Genomic DNA, 15767 nt, shown 5'->3' with positions numbered 1-15767 from the left:
TCAGGTTACGCAATCGCTCTCAAACCCTCCACGGTTTCCTGCGATGAACCTATTTTTTTGCGTGACGGAAAAAGGAAGCGGCACGATGCGCACCCGCACCGTGCCGGATCGACCGTGTGCACCGGCTATCGCGTGGAGCCGGCAACCGCTTCGGCCGCCGCATCGATCATTTGAGCGAACGCCGCTTCCAGATGACGCGCGAAGCGCGACGCATCGCACAGCGGCGAGCGCAGCAACCGCTCGCGCAATCCGGCCCGCACGGCGGCAACATGCGGCAGATCGAGCGCGAACGCGGCGGCCTTTGCGACGTAGTCGTCGTCGTTCTCCGCGATCCATTCTGGCATCCCGAGCGTATGCAGGATGCTCTCGCCGATATGCGACAGGAACCGGTCGCCGCGCCGCGTGACGAACGGCGCACCCATCCACAGTCCTTCCATGCTCGTCGTGCCGCCCGGATACGGGAACGGGTCGAGCACGATGTCGATGTCGTTGTACGTGCCGATGTGCGCGAGCCGTTTCGATCCGCCGCGCAGCAGCAGGCGCCCGGCAGGAATGCCATGCACGGCAAAGCGTGCGGCCATGCTCGTGCGCAGTGCCGCCTCGTCGAACTGCGGGGATTTCAGCAACAGGCGCGAACCGGGTACCGCGTGCAGCACGCGCGACCACAGCGCGACAACGGCGTCGCCGATCTTGTTCGCGTTGTTCAGGCAGCCGAACGTGACGACGCCTTCGCGTTCGGCCGGCAGCGGCCCGACGTCGAGCGGCTGCGCGGGCGGCGTGAAGCACAGGTAGCTGTCCGGCAGCCGCCACGGCCGCTCGACGAAGTGATGCGCTTCGGCGGCGGGCAGCACGTGGCGATCGCCGATCACGTAGTCGATCGCGGCGATGCCCGTCGTCGCGAAATAACCGAGCCAGGTCGCTTGCACCGGCGCCGGCTTCCATGCGAATACCGGCAGCCGGTTCGATGCCGTGTGGCCGCTCAGGTCGACCAGCACGTCGATGCGGTCGTTCGCGATCAGGTCGGCGGCAGCACGGTCGTCGAGCGCGGTGATGTCGCGCCACAGCGCGAAATGGCGCTTGAGCGCGGCGGTCGTATCGTCCTCCGCCGACTGCGTCGCATAGGCCACCGCTTCGATGCGCGACGGATCGAGCGCCGCGACCACGCTCAACAGGAACACCGCGACCGGATGCGCCCGCAAGTCGCCGGACACGAACCCGATGCGCAGCACGCGCCCGGCCGCCGGCCGCGGCGCGTGTGTGCGCGGCGACGCCTGCGCGGCCATCTGCGCGCCGAAGGTGCGCGCGCGATCCAGCAGTTGCGCGGGCGACAGCCGGTCGGTGCCGGCCGCGTGGAACATGCGGCCCGAGTGTGCGTTGCGGAACGCGGGATCGATTTCAAGCGCGCGATCGTAGTTCGCGAGGCCGGCATCGAGGTGCCACATCGCACACAGGATGTCGCCGGCAACCGCATGCATGTGCGCAGTCGGGTTAGGCAGCGACAGCGCGATCCGGCAGCAGTCGAGCGCTTCGCGGCGCTTGCCCTGGCGGACCAGCGTCTGCGCGAGATGATGATGGAGATCGGCGCGATCGGGGGCTGCGGCGATCGCGCGTCTGAGGCTCGCCACCGTGCCGTCGAGATCGCCCGCACGGTCGAGCACGGCCGCCAGGTTGAACAGGGTGTCGACGTCGCCCGATTCCGCCGCACACGTGAGGCAGGCGATCGCCGCATCGAGTTCGTCGCGCTCGAACAGCAGCATGCCGAGCGCGTGGTGCGCGGCGTGCAGATCCGGCTGCAGCGCGATTGCGCGGCGGTAGCTCGTCATCGCGTCGTCAAGCCGGCGTTGCGCACGAAACACGTTGCCGAGATTGTTGCAGGCCTGCGCATAGCCGGGATCGAGTGCGATCGCCTTCTCGTATGCGCGCGCCGCGGCGTCCAGCTCGCCTTTGTCCTGCAATGCGTTGCCGAGATTGTTGAAGGCCGGCGCGTAATCGGGGCGCAGCGCGAGCGCCTGCGCGCAACTGAGCATCGCGGCATCCGCATCGCCCGCGTCGCGCAACGCATTGCCGAGGTTGCTGTGCGCCTCCGCGTAATCGGGCGCGAGCGCGATCGCACGTCGGTACGCGACGATCGCGTCGTCGAGCCGGCCGTGTGCGCGCAGCATGTTGCCGAAGTTGTTCAGATAGACGGGCTCGGCGCGCAGCGCAATCGCACGCTCCATCAGCGCAAGGCCGGCCGGGAACTGGCCGAGCTGGCACGCGAGCAGCCCGAGGAAATGCGTGGCGTCCGGGTGATCGGGTTCGTCGCGGCGGATCGCCTCGTACAGCACGCGTGCGTCGCCGAAGCGACCGGCCTGGTGGTGCGCAAACGCCGCGCTCAGTCGTTCTGCGGCAGCGGTCGTCATGCGTGTTGCCCATCCGTTTCGCCAGCCACGTAATCCGTCCACATTCCGTGAAAGGCGTCCTCGAGATTGCGCGCGAACCGTGCAGCGTCACACAACGGCGACGCCAGCGTGCGTTCACGCAGGGTCGCGCGCAACCGGGCCAGCGCGTCCCGATCGCTCGCGAACGCGACGGCCTTCGCGAGATACGCGTCTTCGTCGGCCGCGATCCAGTCACCCATTCCGGCCGCGTGCAACAGGCTCTCGCAAATGTGCGTGACGAAGCGTCCGCCCTTCATGCCGATCACGGGCACCCCCATCCACAGGGCTTCGGCCGTCGTCGTGCCGCCCGGATAGGGGAACGGGCTCAACGCGATGTCGATCCGGTTGTACGCGTTGAAATACTCCGCGCGCGGCGACCCGCCCTCGAGAATCAGCCGCTCCTCGCCGATGCCGTGCCGGGCGAAGCGCTCGACGGTCATCCGGCTCAGGTCGCCACCGCTCAGCTCGTGCGCCTTCAGCATCAGGCGCGCGTCCGGCAGCGCGTGCAGCAGCCGCGACCACAGCGCGACGACATCGTCGCTCACTTTCGTCAGTTTGCCGAAGCAACCGAAGGTCACGGCAGCGTTCGTCTCCATCGGCAGCGGCCCGACCGCGGCGTCGGCAGCCGGCGGCGTGAAGCACAGATAGCTGTCGGGCAAACGCCACGGTCGCTCGACGAAGTGCTGCGCCTCGGCGGCCGGCAGCGTATGCGCGTCGCCGATGAAGTAGTCGATCGCGCCGCAACCCGTCGTCGCGAAGAAGCCGAGCCAACTCGCCTGCACCGGTGCGGGCCGGTGCGCGAACACCGGGAGGCCGCTCCAGTTGGTATGGCCGGCAAGGTCGACGAGCACGTCGATGCCGTCGTCGACAATCATCTGTGCGGCCTGCTCTCGGCTCTTGGCGGTCAACTTCTGCCAGCTCGCAAAACGCGGCTTCAACCGCGCGGTCACTTCGTCCTCGACCACGAACGTCACGTAGGCGTGCGGCTCGACGCGCGTGCGATCGAGATAGGCAAGCACGCTTTCGAGGAAGATCCCGACCGGATGCTGACGCAGGTCGCCCGACACGAAGCCGACGCGCAACGGACGGTTGCGGGCCTGCCGCGCACGCGCGTCGCGGTCGTGCTCGAACGGCCGCACGCCTTGCGCCAGATGGTCGCCGTAACGGCGCGCTTCTGCGACCCAGTCTTCCGGCGCGAACGCCGGCGAACTCGACATGTTGAACAGCAGGCGCGCGTAGGCTCGATGCGGATCGCTCGCGGTCGCTTCGCGAAACGCCGTCACGGCGCCCGGAAAGTCGCGCTTCGCCCATCGAATGTCGCCGAGCGTGAGCCGGATCTTCATCGGATCGATGCCGAGCGCCTGTGCGGTTTCATATTCGGCCATCGCTTCGTCGAGTCTGTCGAGCCGGAACAACACCGCAGCGAGATTGTGATGAGCGTCGGCGTTGTCCGGATCCAGGTCGATCGCGTGACGATGACTGAGCTCGGCCGCCGCCATCCGGTCGAGGTTGTGATAGGCGAGGCCGAGGAAGTTGTATGCGTCTGCAAGTTCAGGATCGAGTTCGATCGCCCGTCGGCACAGGCGCACCGATTCCTCGTATTCCCCCTGATGGCAACGCAGCTCGCCGAGCCGGCTCCACGCCGACGCATAGCCGGGATCGATTTCGCATGCGCGCTCGAACAACCGCGATGCGCCGTCGAAGTCGTTGATGCTGCGCAGTGATCGCCCCAGCGCGCAATGGCCTTCGGCGTCGTCCGGCTCGAGCCCCGCACGCGCATGTTTCAGCGCGCCGTCGAAATCGTCGGTGGCCCGCAGCGCGGCGGCCAGCCCGCGATGCGCGACGCGCAATTCGGGGTTCAGCTCGAGCGCACGACGGTATTGCGCGATCGCATCCGCATGCCGTTCCTGTGCGCGCAGCACGTTGCCGAGGTTGCTGTGCGCATCCGCATACGCGGGATGGAACGCGATCGCCTTGCCGTAGCTCGCTGCGGCCGCATCCAGTTCACCCAGGTCCTTCAGTACGTTGCCAAGGTTGTTGTATGCCTCCGCATAGCCGGGACGCAGCTCGATCGCGCGCGAGCAGCTCTGCATCGCCGCGGCCGGGTCGCGCGCATCGCGCAGCGCGTTGCCGAGGTTGTTGTGCGCTTCCGGATAGTCGGGACGCAGCGCAACCGCGCGGCGGTAATGCGCGATCGCGTCGTCGAGCCGACCGCATTCGCGCAGCATGTTGCCGAGGTTGTTGAAGTACGACGCGGCGGGCCGCGCGGCGAGCGAGCGCTCCATCAACGCGAGGCCCGCGTCGTATTGCTTCAGCTGGCACGCGAGCAATCCGAGGAAATGCATCGCGTCGGGCTGCCCCGGCTGCGCGTGCAGGATCGCGTCGTACAGCGTCTTCGCTTGCGCGAGACGGCCCGCCTGGTGGTGCGCAAGTGCCTGCTGCAAGGCCTGCTGGATATCGTTCATGCTGTCTGTGCCGTTTCCGTATAGCGTGTCCACATGCCGACGAAGGCATCCTCGAGATTGCGTGCGAAGCGCGCCGCATCGCACAGCGGCGACGCGAGCGCGCGTGCGCGCAGTGTCGCGCGCAATGCCGCGAGCCGCGCGCCGTCCTGCGCGGCCGCGACCGCCTTCGCGACATAGTCGTCCTCATCGCCGGCGATCCAGTCGGGCATCCCGGCCGCGTGCAGCAGGCTTTCGCAGATGTGCGTGACGAACCGTCCGCCCTTCATCCCGAGCACCGGCACGCCCATCCACAGCGCCTCGGCCGTCGTCGTGCCGCCCGGATACGGGAACGGGCTCAACGCGATGTCGATCCGGTTGTAAGCCGCGAAATACGCCGCGCGCGGCGATGCGCCTTCGAACCGCAGCCGGCTCGCGTCGATCCCGTGCCGCGCGAAGCGCGCGGCGGTCGCGTCGCGCACGGCCGCCTGTTCGAGTTCACGCGCCTTCAGCAACAGGCGCGCGCCGGGCAGCGCATGCAGCACGCGCGACCACACGCGCACGACATCGTCGCCGAGCTTCACGAGCTTGCCGAAGCAGCCGAACGTGACGTGGCCGTTCGCGGTCATCGGCAGCGCGCCGACCGCGACGTCGTCGGACGGCGGCGTGAAGCAGAGATAGCTGTCGGGCAGCCGCCACGGTGCTTCGACGAAGTGCTCGCGTTCGTCGGCCGGCAACGTCTGCGCGTCGCCGATGAAATAGTCGATCGCGTCGCTGCCCGTCGACGCGAAGAAGCCAAGCCAGCTCGCCTGCACCGGCGCCGGCTTCCAGCCGAATGCGGCCAGGCCGCTCGCCTGCGTATGGCCGGCGAGATCGACGAGCACGTCGATGCCGTCGTCGTGAATCGTGCGGGCAGCCGCCTTCGCAGCGCATCCGGCGATCGAACGCCAGACGGCCGCGTGCGGCTTCAGCCGCGCGGTGACCGCGTCTTCTTCGTCCGACGTCGTGTACACGTACGGCGCGATGCGTGTGCGATCGAGATGCGCGAACACGCTCTCGAGGAAGATCCCGACCGGATGCTGGCGCAGGTCGCCCGACACGAAGCCCACGCGCAGCGCGCGGTGCCGCGCACGGGCCGCGCGTTCGCGCACATCGTGCGTATAGCGCGTCGAGCGCGCCGCGAGGTGACGGCCATAGCGGCGCGCGGCGCTCAGATAGTCGGCGGGCGACACGGTCGCCGACGCGGCCGCGGCGAACAGCAGGCGGCCGAGCACTTCGGCCGCCTCGTCGCTCGCGTCGTCGCGCACGCGCGCAAGCGCGTCGCGATACGCGGGCACCGCGGCGTCGACGTTGCCCTGCGCGCGCAGGATGTCGCCGAGATTCACGTACATCGATACGGTTGGACGGCCGGCCGCGAGCGCCTGCCGGCAATACGCGAGCGCGTCGACGTGCCGTTCGCGCTTGAGCAGCACGACCGACAGGTTGTGACACGCGCCGCCGTCGGCCGGATTCAGTTCGAGCGCCGTGCGGTAGCAGGCTTCCGCTTCGACGAGCTGGTCGAGCCCGTGATGGGCGTTGCCTGCCTGGTTGTGCGCATCGGCGAGATCCGGTGCGATGCGGAGCGCGTCCTGCGCGTGCGCGAGCGCTTCAGCGTAACGGGCCTGACGGCGGCGCACGCCGCTGAGATTCGCGTGCGCCGCGGCCATCGATGCATCGAGCGCGATCGCGCGTGCGTAGTGGGTAGCGGCGGCGTCAAGGTCGCCCGCGTCGCGCAGCACGCCTGCGTAGTTGTTGTGCAGGCTCGCATCGCTTGATTCAGCCGCGGCGGCACGCAGCACGCTCGCGGCTTCGTCGAGTTTGCCGAGCGCCCACAGCGACAGGCCGAGACCATGCGATGCAGCGGGCAGCGCGGCGTTCAATTCGAGCGCGCGGCGGTAGTGCGCGATTGCATCCGCATGCCGTTCCTGCGCGCGCAGCACGTTGCCGAGGTTGCTGTGCGTATCCGCATACGCGGGATGGAACGCGATCGCCTTGCCGTAGCTCGCTGCGGCCGCATCCAGTTCGCCGAGATCCTGCAGTACGTTGCCGAGGTTGTTGTACGCCTCCGCATAGCCGGGGCGCAGCTCGATCGCGCGCGCGCAGCTCTGCATCGCTGCGGCCGGGTCGCGTGCATCGCGCAGCGCGTTGCCGAGGTTGTTGTGCGCTTCCGGATAGTCGGAACGCAGCGCGACCGCGCGGCGGTAATGCGCGATCGCGTCGTCGAGCCGACCGCATTCGCGCAGCATGTTGCCGAGATTGTTGAAGTACGACGCGTCGGGCCGCGCAGCGAGCGAGCGCTCCATCAACGCGAGACCCGCGTCGTACTGCTTCAGCTGGCACGCGAGCAGCCCGAGGAAATGCATCGCGTCGGGCTGCCCCGGCTGCGCGTGAAGGATCGCGTCGTACAGCGTCTTCGCTTGCGCGAGACGGCCCGCCTGATGATGCGCGAGCGCGTCGCGCAGCAGTTCAATCGGCTCCATGGCGCGTGCCGCTCAATACGGATGCGGTTCGCGCCCGAAGTCGATCAGTCTGCCGTCGTGCTCGATCATCACGGCCGCGGCCGCGATTCCTTCGCGCGACATCTCGGCGACGATGTCGCGCGCGCGCCATTGCGTCGGGATGATGATCACGTCGGCCGGCGCCGCCTTCAGCGCGTCGCGGAATTCGATCTTCTGGCCGGTGCCCGGCACATAGGTGCCGACCTTGTCGGGATCGGAATCGACGACGAGCGGAAAGCGCGCGGCATCGGCATCGAAGTGATGGATGAACGCGGCGGCCTTGCCCGTGCCGCCCCAGATCGCGACGCGCTGCCCCGATTCGGCGAGCGCGGCGAGCTGCCCGGCGATCGCCGCGCGGTTCTCGACCGAGCGCGCCGCGAACCGCAGCGACGCGTCGGCGCGCGTGCGCGCGTGCTCGGGCACGCCGAGCCGCACCAGCGCGTAGACGACTTCGCCGTCGTAGCCGTGCGCGAGCGTCACGATCTCGCCGGCGCGCGCCATCAGCGTGCGGAACGACTCCGTCGTGAACTGCGACACGTGCTCGTAGAAGAAATCGGCGAGGCGATCCGTTTCGAACACGCGGTCGATGCATGGCACTTCCGCGAACAGCCAGCACGCGTTCGGCTGGCGCGACGCGCCCCATGCTAGCTGCTCGACGAGCTTTGCCGGTTCGGTGAGGTGTTCGAGCACGTGGCGGATCACGATCGCATCGGGGCGGAACGCGGGCATGTCGGCCAGCGGCGCGAACAGCCGCGCGTGGAATTCGATGCCGTTGCCGGTGCCCGCGCTCGCGTTCGGATCGAAGCCGGCGAAACGGCCGCGGCGGCTGGCCTGCGCGAGGCCGCGTACGAAATGGCCTTCGCCGCAGCCGATCTCGACGACCGTCGGTTCGGCCGGCAGCGCACCGAGCAGCAGGTCGCGCGTGGCCGCGAGATGGCCTTTCCAGATCCCGCCGCTGTTGAACATCCGGTTCGGATTGCTCTGATACGGAATCGCGTCGTAGCTGAAGCGGTGGTTCCACACGTGCGAACACTGCGGGCACTGGACGAAGTCGAGTTCATGACGCGGCAAGCCACGCGCCGCTTCGGCGGACGCGGGCCATGCCAGCGTCGCGAGCGTGCGCGCGCCGGCCGGGAAGAACGGCGCGGCAACGGTATGCGCGCAAACGGGGCAGGGGGCGTCGATCAGGTCGGAACTCATGCATTCACCTGTTTGCGGAAATGGGCGATCGTCTCCTTCAGGCCGTCCTCGAGCGCGATGCCGGGCTGCCAGTCGAGACGCTGACGCGCGCGGCCGATGTCGGGGCGGCGCTGCAGCGGATCGTCGGCCGGCAGCGGACGATATTCGATGCGGCTTTTCGAGCCGGTGAGGCGCAGCACGCATTCGGCCAGCTCGCGGATCGTGATCTCGCTCGGATTGCCGAGGTTGACCGGGCCGGTTTCGTCGTCCTGGTCCATCATCCGCAACAGGCCCTCGACGAGATCGTCGACGTAGCAGAACGAGCGCGTCTGGCTGCCGTCGCCGTACAGTGTGATCGGTTCGCCGCGCAGCGCCTGCATGATGAAGTTCGATACGACGCGGCCGTCGTCGGCACGCATGCGCGGGCCGTAGGTGTTGAAGATCCGCACCACGCGGATATCGACGCCGTGCTGACGGTGATAGTCGAAGAACAGCGTCTCGGCGCAGCGCTTGCCTTCGTCATAGCATGCGCGCAGCCCGTTCGGATTCACGTTGCCCCAGTAGCTTTCCTGCTGCGGATGCTGCTGTGCGTCGCCGTACACCTCGCTCGTCGACGCCTGCAGGATGCGCGCGCCGCAGCGCTTCGCGAGCCCGAGCATGTTGATCGCGCCGAGCACGGCCGTCTTCACGGTCGACACCGGATCGCTCTGGTAATGCACGGGACTCGCCGGGCACGCCATGTTGAACACGCGGTCGGCTTCGACGTAGAGCGGCAGCCACACGTCATGACGGATCAGCTCGAAGTTGACCTGGCCGATCAGGTGTTCGATGTTGCGCTTGCTGCCGGTATGGAAGTTGTCGACGCACATCACGTCGTAGCCGGCGCGCACGAGCCGGTCGCACAGATGCGAACCGAGAAAGCCCGCGCCGCCGGTGATCAGGACCGACTGGCCGTTCACGATGCGGCTCCCGGTGCGGCCTCGACGCGGCGCGCCCACATCGCGTGCAGCGCTTCTTCGAAATGACGCGCGAAGCGGGGCGCATCGCACAACGGCGACGCAAGCACCTGCGCACGCAGCGTCGTGCGCAGCACGGCCAGTTCCGCCGGATTGCGCGCGAACGCGACGGCCTTCGCGACGTACGCATCGTCGTCATCGTCCGCGATCCATTCGGGCAGGCGCGCCGCATGCAACAGGCTTTCGCAGATATGCGACAGGAACCGCGCGCCGCGGCGGCCGAGCACCGGCACGCCCATCCACAGCGCTTCGGCCGTCGTCGTGCCGCCCGGATACGGGAACGGGCTCAGCATCAGGTCGACGCGCCTGTAGGCCGCCAGGTATTCGTCGCGCGGTGAGTGCCCTTCGAACAGCAGGCGCGTCGCGTCGATGCCGTGCGCGGCGAAGCGGGCCGCGAGCGCGTCCTGCTCGCGCGGGTCGTCGAGATGCGGCGCCTTCACGAACAGCTTTGCGTTCGGCACGTCGCGCAGCACGCGCGACCAGACGCCGATCACGCGATCGGTGAGCTTCGCGAGCTTGCCGAAATAGCCGAAGGTCGGATAGCCGTTCGCGAGCATCGGCAGCGGGCCGCCGTCGAGTTCGATCGCGGGCGGCGTGAAGCACAGGTAGCTGTCGGGCAGGTGCCACGCGCGCTCGACGAAATGCGCGGACTCGTCGGCCGGCATCACGTAGCGATCGCCGAGCACGTAGTCGATCGCGCGCATGCCGGTGCTCGCGAAATAGCCGGGCCAGCTCACCTGCAGCGGCGCGGGCTTCCATGCGAACAGCGGCAGGCGGTTGTGGATCGTGTGGCCGGACGCGTCGATCAGCACGTCGATGCCGTCGTCGCGAATGCGCGCGGCCGCGGCTGCGTCGTCGAGGCCGGCAAGCGAAGTCCACGATGCGAAGCGCGGCCTGATGCGCGCGGTCACGTCGTCCTCGACGTCGCGCGTCGCATACGCGTGCAGTTCGACGCGCTCGCGCTTCAGGTGCGCGAGCATCCCTTCGATGAAGTAACCGACCGGATGCGCCTTCAGGTCGCCCGACACGATGCCGACGCGCAGCGGACGGCCGATGCGCGCGCTCAGGTCGACCTGCCACGTCGCGTACGGCTGCGCGTGCTGCGTGACGAGCGCATCGAAGCGCGCGGCTTCGTCGAGATACGCTTGCGGGTCGAACGCGTCGCTGTAGTGATACGCGAACAGCAGGTTGCTGCGCGGCTCCGGCAGTTCCGGGCGCAGCGCGACCGCGTGCTGGTACGCCTCGAGCGCGGCCGCGATCTCGTTCAGGTCGAGCAGCGCATTGCCGAGGTTGTTGTAGGCCTGTCCGTGGTCGGGCTGCAGCGCGATCACCTGGCAGAATGCATCGACGGCCTCGCGCGCGTTGCCCGCGAGTCGCTGCGCGTTGCCGAGGTTGTTGTAGGCGTCGACGTAGCCGGGCCGCAGCGCGATCGCGAGACGGAAACACTCGGCGGCGGCGGCCGGGCGGTTGTGCGCCTGCATCACGTTGCCGAGGTTGTAGTAGTAGATCGCGTCGGGCTTGATCTCGATCGCCGCCATGATCAGCTCGGCTGCCTCGTGATACCGCCCGTACTGGTGACCGATCAGGCCGAGCAGATGCAGCGCGTCCGCGTGCCGCGGGTCGGCGTCGAGGATCCGGCGGTACAGCGTCTCGGCCTCTTCGAGGCGATCGGCCTGATGGAGCGCCAGCGCCGCTTCGATCGTGGCGACGGGGGAGTCGGACAGCGTGAGATCAGTCATGGTAAGCCAGCGTGGGTTCGGTACGGGATCCGCGTTGCAGGTCGGGCAACCGTCGTGCAGCGACGTGCGCGCTGCAGCGCGCGCATGGCGAGCGCGGACGGTCGCCGACGCAGATGCATTCTCGTCGCGCGAGTGCGGTTCCAATTGATGGAGGAGGCGGCCGAATTGGTCGCTGTTCCCGCTACGGGACGGTCGGCCCGAGCGGCTTTCGGGGGCGCGTATGTGGTGTGGGTCGGCGAAGGCGAGCGCCGGGCGCGCATGGCGGTAAAGCGTGCGCATATCCACGACTTCCGCTGGCACGATATGCGCCACACGTGGGCAAGCTGGCATGTGCAACGCGGCACACCGCTGCAGGTGCTCAACGAGTTGGGCGGCTGGGAAACGCAGGAAGCGATGCAGCGGTATGCGCACCTGTCGGCGGATCACCTGGCGCAGTGGGTCGCGCCGCTGACGGCCGAGCCGGCGCCGAGGCTAGCTGCAATTTAGCTGCAATGAGACTGTACGATGAGGGAAGGAAACCGCTGAGAGCCTGACTAGGCTTGGCGCGCCCGGCTGGGATCGAACCAGCAACCCCTGCCTTCGGAGCTTTACCGACGCACAACACATCCTTTTAAATCAAAGCCTTACGCAACTCGCAAACTCCAAAACCAAGGCTGCACAAGGTCATCCAAGGCCAATCTAGGCCACTCAAGGTGCAATTTAGCTGTACACATCCTGCCCCAAATTGCGCCCGTATAGGTGCAATTTCACATAGCTATTCTGGAGGCCGTGTGTACAATGCGGCTAACCTAACCAGTTCGCCCCTCTCACATTTCTATGGCCGAACGGCACTATCCGAGAGCGCCGATCACGGAAGCCCTGATCGACCTGCAGGTCGCCTTCACGTCGCCGCCTGAGTATTCGGATTTTGTCAGGTATGGCGAATCGCTCGTTGCGACCTACCCGTCTGCGTCGCCAATTAATTTCTTGCAGGTCAAGTTCGAGGACCGCGACGGCAAGAAGGACGAGCCGGCAGTCGATTCCGGCATGACGAAAGTCGGCGTCCGGCTGACGTCAACGTCTGCCGATCGAATCCTCCAGCTTCAACGCCGCGGCTTCACGTTCAGTCATATGCCCCCTTACTCTCGATGGGCGTCGTTCGCGGCGGAAGCGAGAGTTCAGTGGGAACAGTTCGTGGCTACGTTCCACCCCATTGCTGTTACAAGGGCTGCCGTTCGTTATATCAACCGAATCGTGATTCCTTCGGCTTCGGCGGACATGCAGCAATACTTCCGGATGTATCCCCAAGTCCCGGGGGGCGTGCCACAAACGGTTACAGGCTGCTTCATGCAGTTGGTGATGCCCCAAAGTGATATCTCGGACTCTGCCTCGGCGGTAATCAATTTCGCTCTTGAACCGCAATCGGAGCCTGACACGCTATCGTTCTTGCTCGACTTCGATGTGTTCTCGGCATGCGAGCTGACGCCGTCTGGTGACGAGGTATGGGATACGCTGGCACAACTACGCAATCGAAAAAACGAACTGTTCGAAGCATCAATAACTGACGCGGCCCGGGGGCTCTTCAAATGACAACAATAGTTGCATGGAGTGAGGGAAACGGACTGTTCTTCAATCCAGGTAGCAGTAATGCCACGGGGTTGACACCTCGCAATTACTTGAATAACAGCTCGCGTGCTCCCAAGCACGATCCAATCGTGCTCGCTGTACAAACGGCCAAGCGCGAAATTCAACGACTGGAACACTTTGAGGAGAACTGGGACGGGTACGGAAGCGCGAAGCCCGATCGCAACGCGATAAAGCGTGCGATCGAAGTGTTACCGAATTTCATCCCAGCGGCCGAGAAGACCGGTGGGTGGAAACTGCCCCACGTATCGGCTAACGAAAGCGGTGAGGTCTTGCTGGAGTGGTGGAAGTCGGAGAAGAAGCTCACGTTGTTCGTGAGAGAAGATGGTATCGACTACCTGCGCACCTGGGGATCCGACATCGAAGACGAAATGACCGATGGCGAGCTGTCGGAAGACGCATTCCCCGGTCTGTGGTCGTGGCTTTCGACGATTTGATGCATCCAGCTTTCCCATGGCAGACGACAGCGTCCACGATGACGAGCCGCTTTATAGGCGGGTGCCGAACCTCTCCACGATGTTCAAGATGGAGAACGATAAGCTTCGCCTGAGCTCCAGCGTATTTAACGACTCCCAATCGTCAACAGGGGAAAAGCGCCCGTCGGTTGACCGCGCGAAGCTTCGAAATTTCGATCCTAAGCTGAGCAAGACCGCACCGACACAAGGAATCGTAGGGTTGCTTACCGGTGATGTCCGATTGATTCGAGATGTCAAAAAAACAGACACCTCTGGCAACACCGAGTACGTTCACGACGTGGACGTGGTACCCGCGCCGTTGCCCGACAATGACTCTCACGCCCTCGTAACTGTTACACCTCAGTTCGAGGCCCGTCGGCCGTTCGATCGCCTGAAGGACAGCCTTGCTCGCCTTGCCGAAAAACAGGGTTGGCTCATCGAGCCGTCGTAGATCTCCACTCGGTTGCGCACCCGGCCGCAACTCACCACCGCGATTGTTCTTCCGTCGCCAGCGAGCAACCGTGCAGCGCTGTAAGGCGCCGAATGCATGCAATATGCCCCGCTTCAATGCCCTCCCGGAGGAACGCTCGACTGCGACATGCACCAGCAACGCTGCGCCGATCGCCGCAGCGACAGCCATCAGCGCCATTCCTCAAAATCCAAGTACTCGCCAAACCGCACCCTGACTCCTTCCATCGCCTCGTCCGCGAACCATTTCATCAGATTAGTGTGTTCCTGTATCTTGTCCTGCGGCATTACACCGTTATTGGTTTTTATGGCCTCGTCAATCGCCCACAGGGACGCGTGATTCGCGTTGAGAACGCGTACATACGCAGCTAGCTTCTTGCCAAACAAAAACTCGATCTTAGGAAGCTCGTTCAGCATTTTCGTCATATCGCTCGAGTAAAACGGCAGCGGCCCGCGCTGCACGACGGCGCTTGCAAACGCCCAGACAATCTGGAACGCCTCGTAGCGCTTCTCGAAAAGGTCCAGGTTTAGCTTTGCCCTCGCGACGCGGTATTGCCGCCACGCGATCAAGCCGGCGACGACACCAACCAGTAACGCAACGACGGCGGCCGGCACCCCCTTCATCAGTTCAAAGCATACGGATTGCGCCACACACATCCCCGACGCAGCCACGCCGCCCACGTCATTGTGACTGGACGGTAGGGCAACCACTGATGCGCCCCCTACGCTCATCAAATCGTTGCAGATGGTTTGCGCTGTACACGTCCCGGACATACTCGACCCCGTTATTGGAATGGATCAAGAGTATCGCAAGCCAATCGAAATGCTGAGATTGCATAACCAAGGCGCATAAAAGTGCATAGAAGAATCGGCCGGTCGATCGCCGCGCGGCCCGTGCTGGCCGGCCCCGAGCGCCGGGCGCATGAGTGCATAAAAAGCGATCGTTTTTGTGGGCAGGTGGGGAGGGGCTACAACTGCGCGCGCCGGCTCGGAATCCTCCTCCTCAGGGGCAGATCCCGCCCCGCGATGCCCCCTCCCGCACGTCAACCGGCCCGCCACGGGCCTCCCGCGGGTTGCCACGCTCTGTGGCGCAGGTTTGCAGCCGGCCGCCCTGAGGTGGCCCAAAGCACGCGCACACGAAAAAGCCGCCGGCACCGTAATGCCTGGCGGCTGGTTTCGCGGGTGTCCGATAGCGCGATCGCCGTGCTGCTGCGCCAGCGCGCGAAGAAGCGCGCACCCGAGTTTGTCGACAGCGTGTTCGTCTACCACGGCCGGCCGGTCTATCAGACCGTGACCGAAGCCTGGCGCAAGGCATTGAAGCGCGCCGGCATCCGCGATTTCCGCTGGCACGACCTGCGCCACACCTGGGCGAGCTGGCACGTGCAGCGCGGCACGCCGCTGCAGGTGTTGAAGGAGTTGGGCGGATGGGAGACGCTGGAAATGGTGCAGCGCTACGCGCACCTATCAGCGGACCACCTGACGCAGTGGGTGCAGTCGCACACGCAGGCCGCCGAGCCGCACGTCGCCGGCTGACTGTAATTTCACTGAAGTAGGAGAAAACGATGAAGTAGCGAAACCGCTGGAAGCCTGACTAGGCTTGGCGCGCCCGGCTGGGATCGAACCAGCAACCCCTGCCTTCGGAGGGCAGTACTCTATCCATTGAGCTACGGGCGCATATGACAGTGACGACAGTGAAACGACCCCAATAAACTGGCCGCCCACCATTGACAAGACCGCAAGGATACCCGGTTTCCCAAAACGCGTCCACCTTGCCCGCCGAAACCCCGTCAGGCCCCCAATTCGTGCGGGTAAACACGCGCCTTCGCGCCGCTCGCCGTGATGTAAACGTTCCGTCTATAATCGTCCGGACTCATTGGATCGCCAGCCAT

General features: G+C 65.9%; 10 protein-coding genes, 1 tRNA gene and 2 pseudogenes. 5 read left to right on the top strand and 8 right to left on the bottom strand.

The window, feature by feature from the left end:
* Positions 1–125 precede the first annotated feature (125 nt).
* The 6 genes from NQV17_RS33080 to NQV17_RS33055 are packed head-to-tail and all read right to left on the bottom strand — an operon-like array spanning position 126 to position 11332.
* On the bottom strand, positions 126–2402 hold the full coding sequence (locus tag NQV17_RS33080; RefSeq protein WP_257775485.1) for a tetratricopeptide repeat protein: 2277 nt from the start codon (positions 2400–2402) through the stop codon (positions 126–128).
* Positions 2399–4885 (bottom strand): tetratricopeptide repeat protein, encoded by a 2487-nt coding sequence (locus NQV17_RS33075; protein WP_257775484.1) that lies wholly within the window; start codon positions 4883–4885, stop codon positions 2399–2401. Before NQV17_RS33075 ends, NQV17_RS33080 begins: the two co-directional genes overlap by 4 nt.
* Positions 4882–7380, bottom strand: a complete 2499-nt coding sequence (locus NQV17_RS33070; RefSeq protein ID WP_257775483.1) for a tetratricopeptide repeat protein — start codon at positions 7378–7380, stop codon at positions 4882–4884. The genes NQV17_RS33075 and NQV17_RS33070 overlap by 4 nt, the downstream gene beginning before the upstream one ends.
* A 12-nt stretch (positions 7381–7392) precedes the next feature.
* A complete protein-coding gene (locus NQV17_RS33065; protein ID WP_257775482.1) occupies positions 7393–8598 on the bottom strand; it encodes a class I SAM-dependent methyltransferase in 1206 nt (401 codons plus the stop codon).
* Positions 8595–9536 carry a UDP-glucuronic acid decarboxylase family protein gene (locus tag NQV17_RS33060; protein WP_257775481.1) on the bottom strand — a complete coding sequence of 314 codons (942 nt, stop codon included), beginning with the start codon at positions 9534–9536 and terminating at the stop codon, positions 8595–8597. The genes NQV17_RS33065 and NQV17_RS33060 overlap by 4 nt, the downstream gene beginning before the upstream one ends.
* The gene (locus NQV17_RS33055) at positions 9533–11332 is read right to left on the bottom strand and encodes a tetratricopeptide repeat protein (protein WP_257775480.1); all 1800 of its coding nucleotides are present in this window, start codon (positions 11330–11332) and stop codon (positions 9533–9535) included. The genes NQV17_RS33060 and NQV17_RS33055 overlap by 4 nt, the downstream gene beginning before the upstream one ends.
* A gap of 255 nt (positions 11333–11587) precedes the next feature.
* Here NQV17_RS33055 and NQV17_RS33050 point away from each other — a divergent pair.
* The 4 genes and pseudogenes from NQV17_RS33050 to NQV17_RS33035 all read left to right on the top strand — a co-directional run.
* Positions 11588–11818: pseudogene (locus NQV17_RS33050) on the top strand (tyrosine-type recombinase/integrase); the annotation flags it as partial.
* Between the two features lie 330 nt (positions 11819–12148).
* Positions 12149–12901 (top strand): TIGR04255 family protein, encoded by a 753-nt coding sequence (locus NQV17_RS33045; protein ID WP_257775479.1) that lies wholly within the window; start codon positions 12149–12151, stop codon positions 12899–12901.
* A 125-nt stretch (positions 12902–13026) separates the two neighbouring features.
* Positions 13027–13392, top strand: a complete 366-nt coding sequence (locus NQV17_RS33040) for a hypothetical protein (RefSeq protein WP_257775478.1) — start codon at positions 13027–13029, stop codon at positions 13390–13392.
* A 16-nt stretch (positions 13393–13408) separates the two neighbouring features.
* Positions 13409–13861, top strand: coding sequence for a hypothetical protein (locus NQV17_RS33035; RefSeq protein ID WP_257775477.1), 453 nt, complete (start codon positions 13409–13411; stop codon positions 13859–13861).
* A gap of 188 nt (positions 13862–14049) precedes the next feature.
* On the opposite strand, the gene NQV17_RS33030 is transcribed toward NQV17_RS33035, so the two are convergent.
* Positions 14050–14529, bottom strand: coding sequence for a hypothetical protein (locus NQV17_RS33030; protein ID WP_257775476.1), 480 nt, complete (start codon positions 14527–14529; stop codon positions 14050–14052).
* Between the two features lie 531 nt (positions 14530–15060).
* On the opposite strand from NQV17_RS33030, the pseudogene NQV17_RS33025 reads away from it, so the two are divergent.
* Positions 15061–15411, top strand: a pseudogene (locus NQV17_RS33025) (tyrosine-type recombinase/integrase); the annotation flags it as partial.
* A 65-nt stretch (positions 15412–15476) separates the two neighbouring features.
* Here the strand turns inward: NQV17_RS33025 and NQV17_RS33020 are convergent.
* Positions 15477–15552 (bottom strand) — tRNA-Arg (locus NQV17_RS33020).
* Positions 15553–15767 lie beyond the last annotated feature (215 nt).

Origin of the sequence: Burkholderia sp. SCN-KJ (genome assembly GCF_024656005.1) — a bacterium.
GTDB lineage: Bacteria > Pseudomonadota > Gammaproteobacteria > Burkholderiales > Burkholderiaceae > Burkholderia.
This window is presented reverse-complemented; position numbering and strand designations above follow the sequence as displayed.

Bases quoted from the DNA above. Each gene is read 5' to 3' on its own strand.
- NQV17_RS33075 (WP_257775484.1), bottom strand. From the start codon at position 4,885: ATGAACGATATCCAGCAGGCCTTGCAGCAGGCACTTGCGCACCACCAG.
- NQV17_RS33045 (WP_257775479.1), top strand. From the start codon at position 12,149: ATGGCCGAACGGCACTATCCGAGAGCGCCGATCACGGAAGCCCTGATC.
- NQV17_RS33055 (WP_257775480.1), bottom strand. From the start codon at position 11,332: ATGACTGATCTCACGCTGTCCGACTCCCCCGTCGCCACGATCGAAGCG.
- NQV17_RS33080 (WP_257775485.1), bottom strand. From the start codon at position 2,402: ATGACGACCGCTGCCGCAGAACGACTGAGCGCGGCGTTTGCGCACCAC.
- NQV17_RS33065 (WP_257775482.1), bottom strand. From the start codon at position 8,598: ATGAGTTCCGACCTGATCGACGCCCCCTGCCCCGTTTGCGCGCATACC.
- NQV17_RS33035 (WP_257775477.1), top strand. From the start codon at position 13,409: ATGGCAGACGACAGCGTCCACGATGACGAGCCGCTTTATAGGCGGGTG.
- NQV17_RS33070 (WP_257775483.1), bottom strand. From the start codon at position 7,380: ATGGAGCCGATTGAACTGCTGCGCGACGCGCTCGCGCATCATCAGGCG.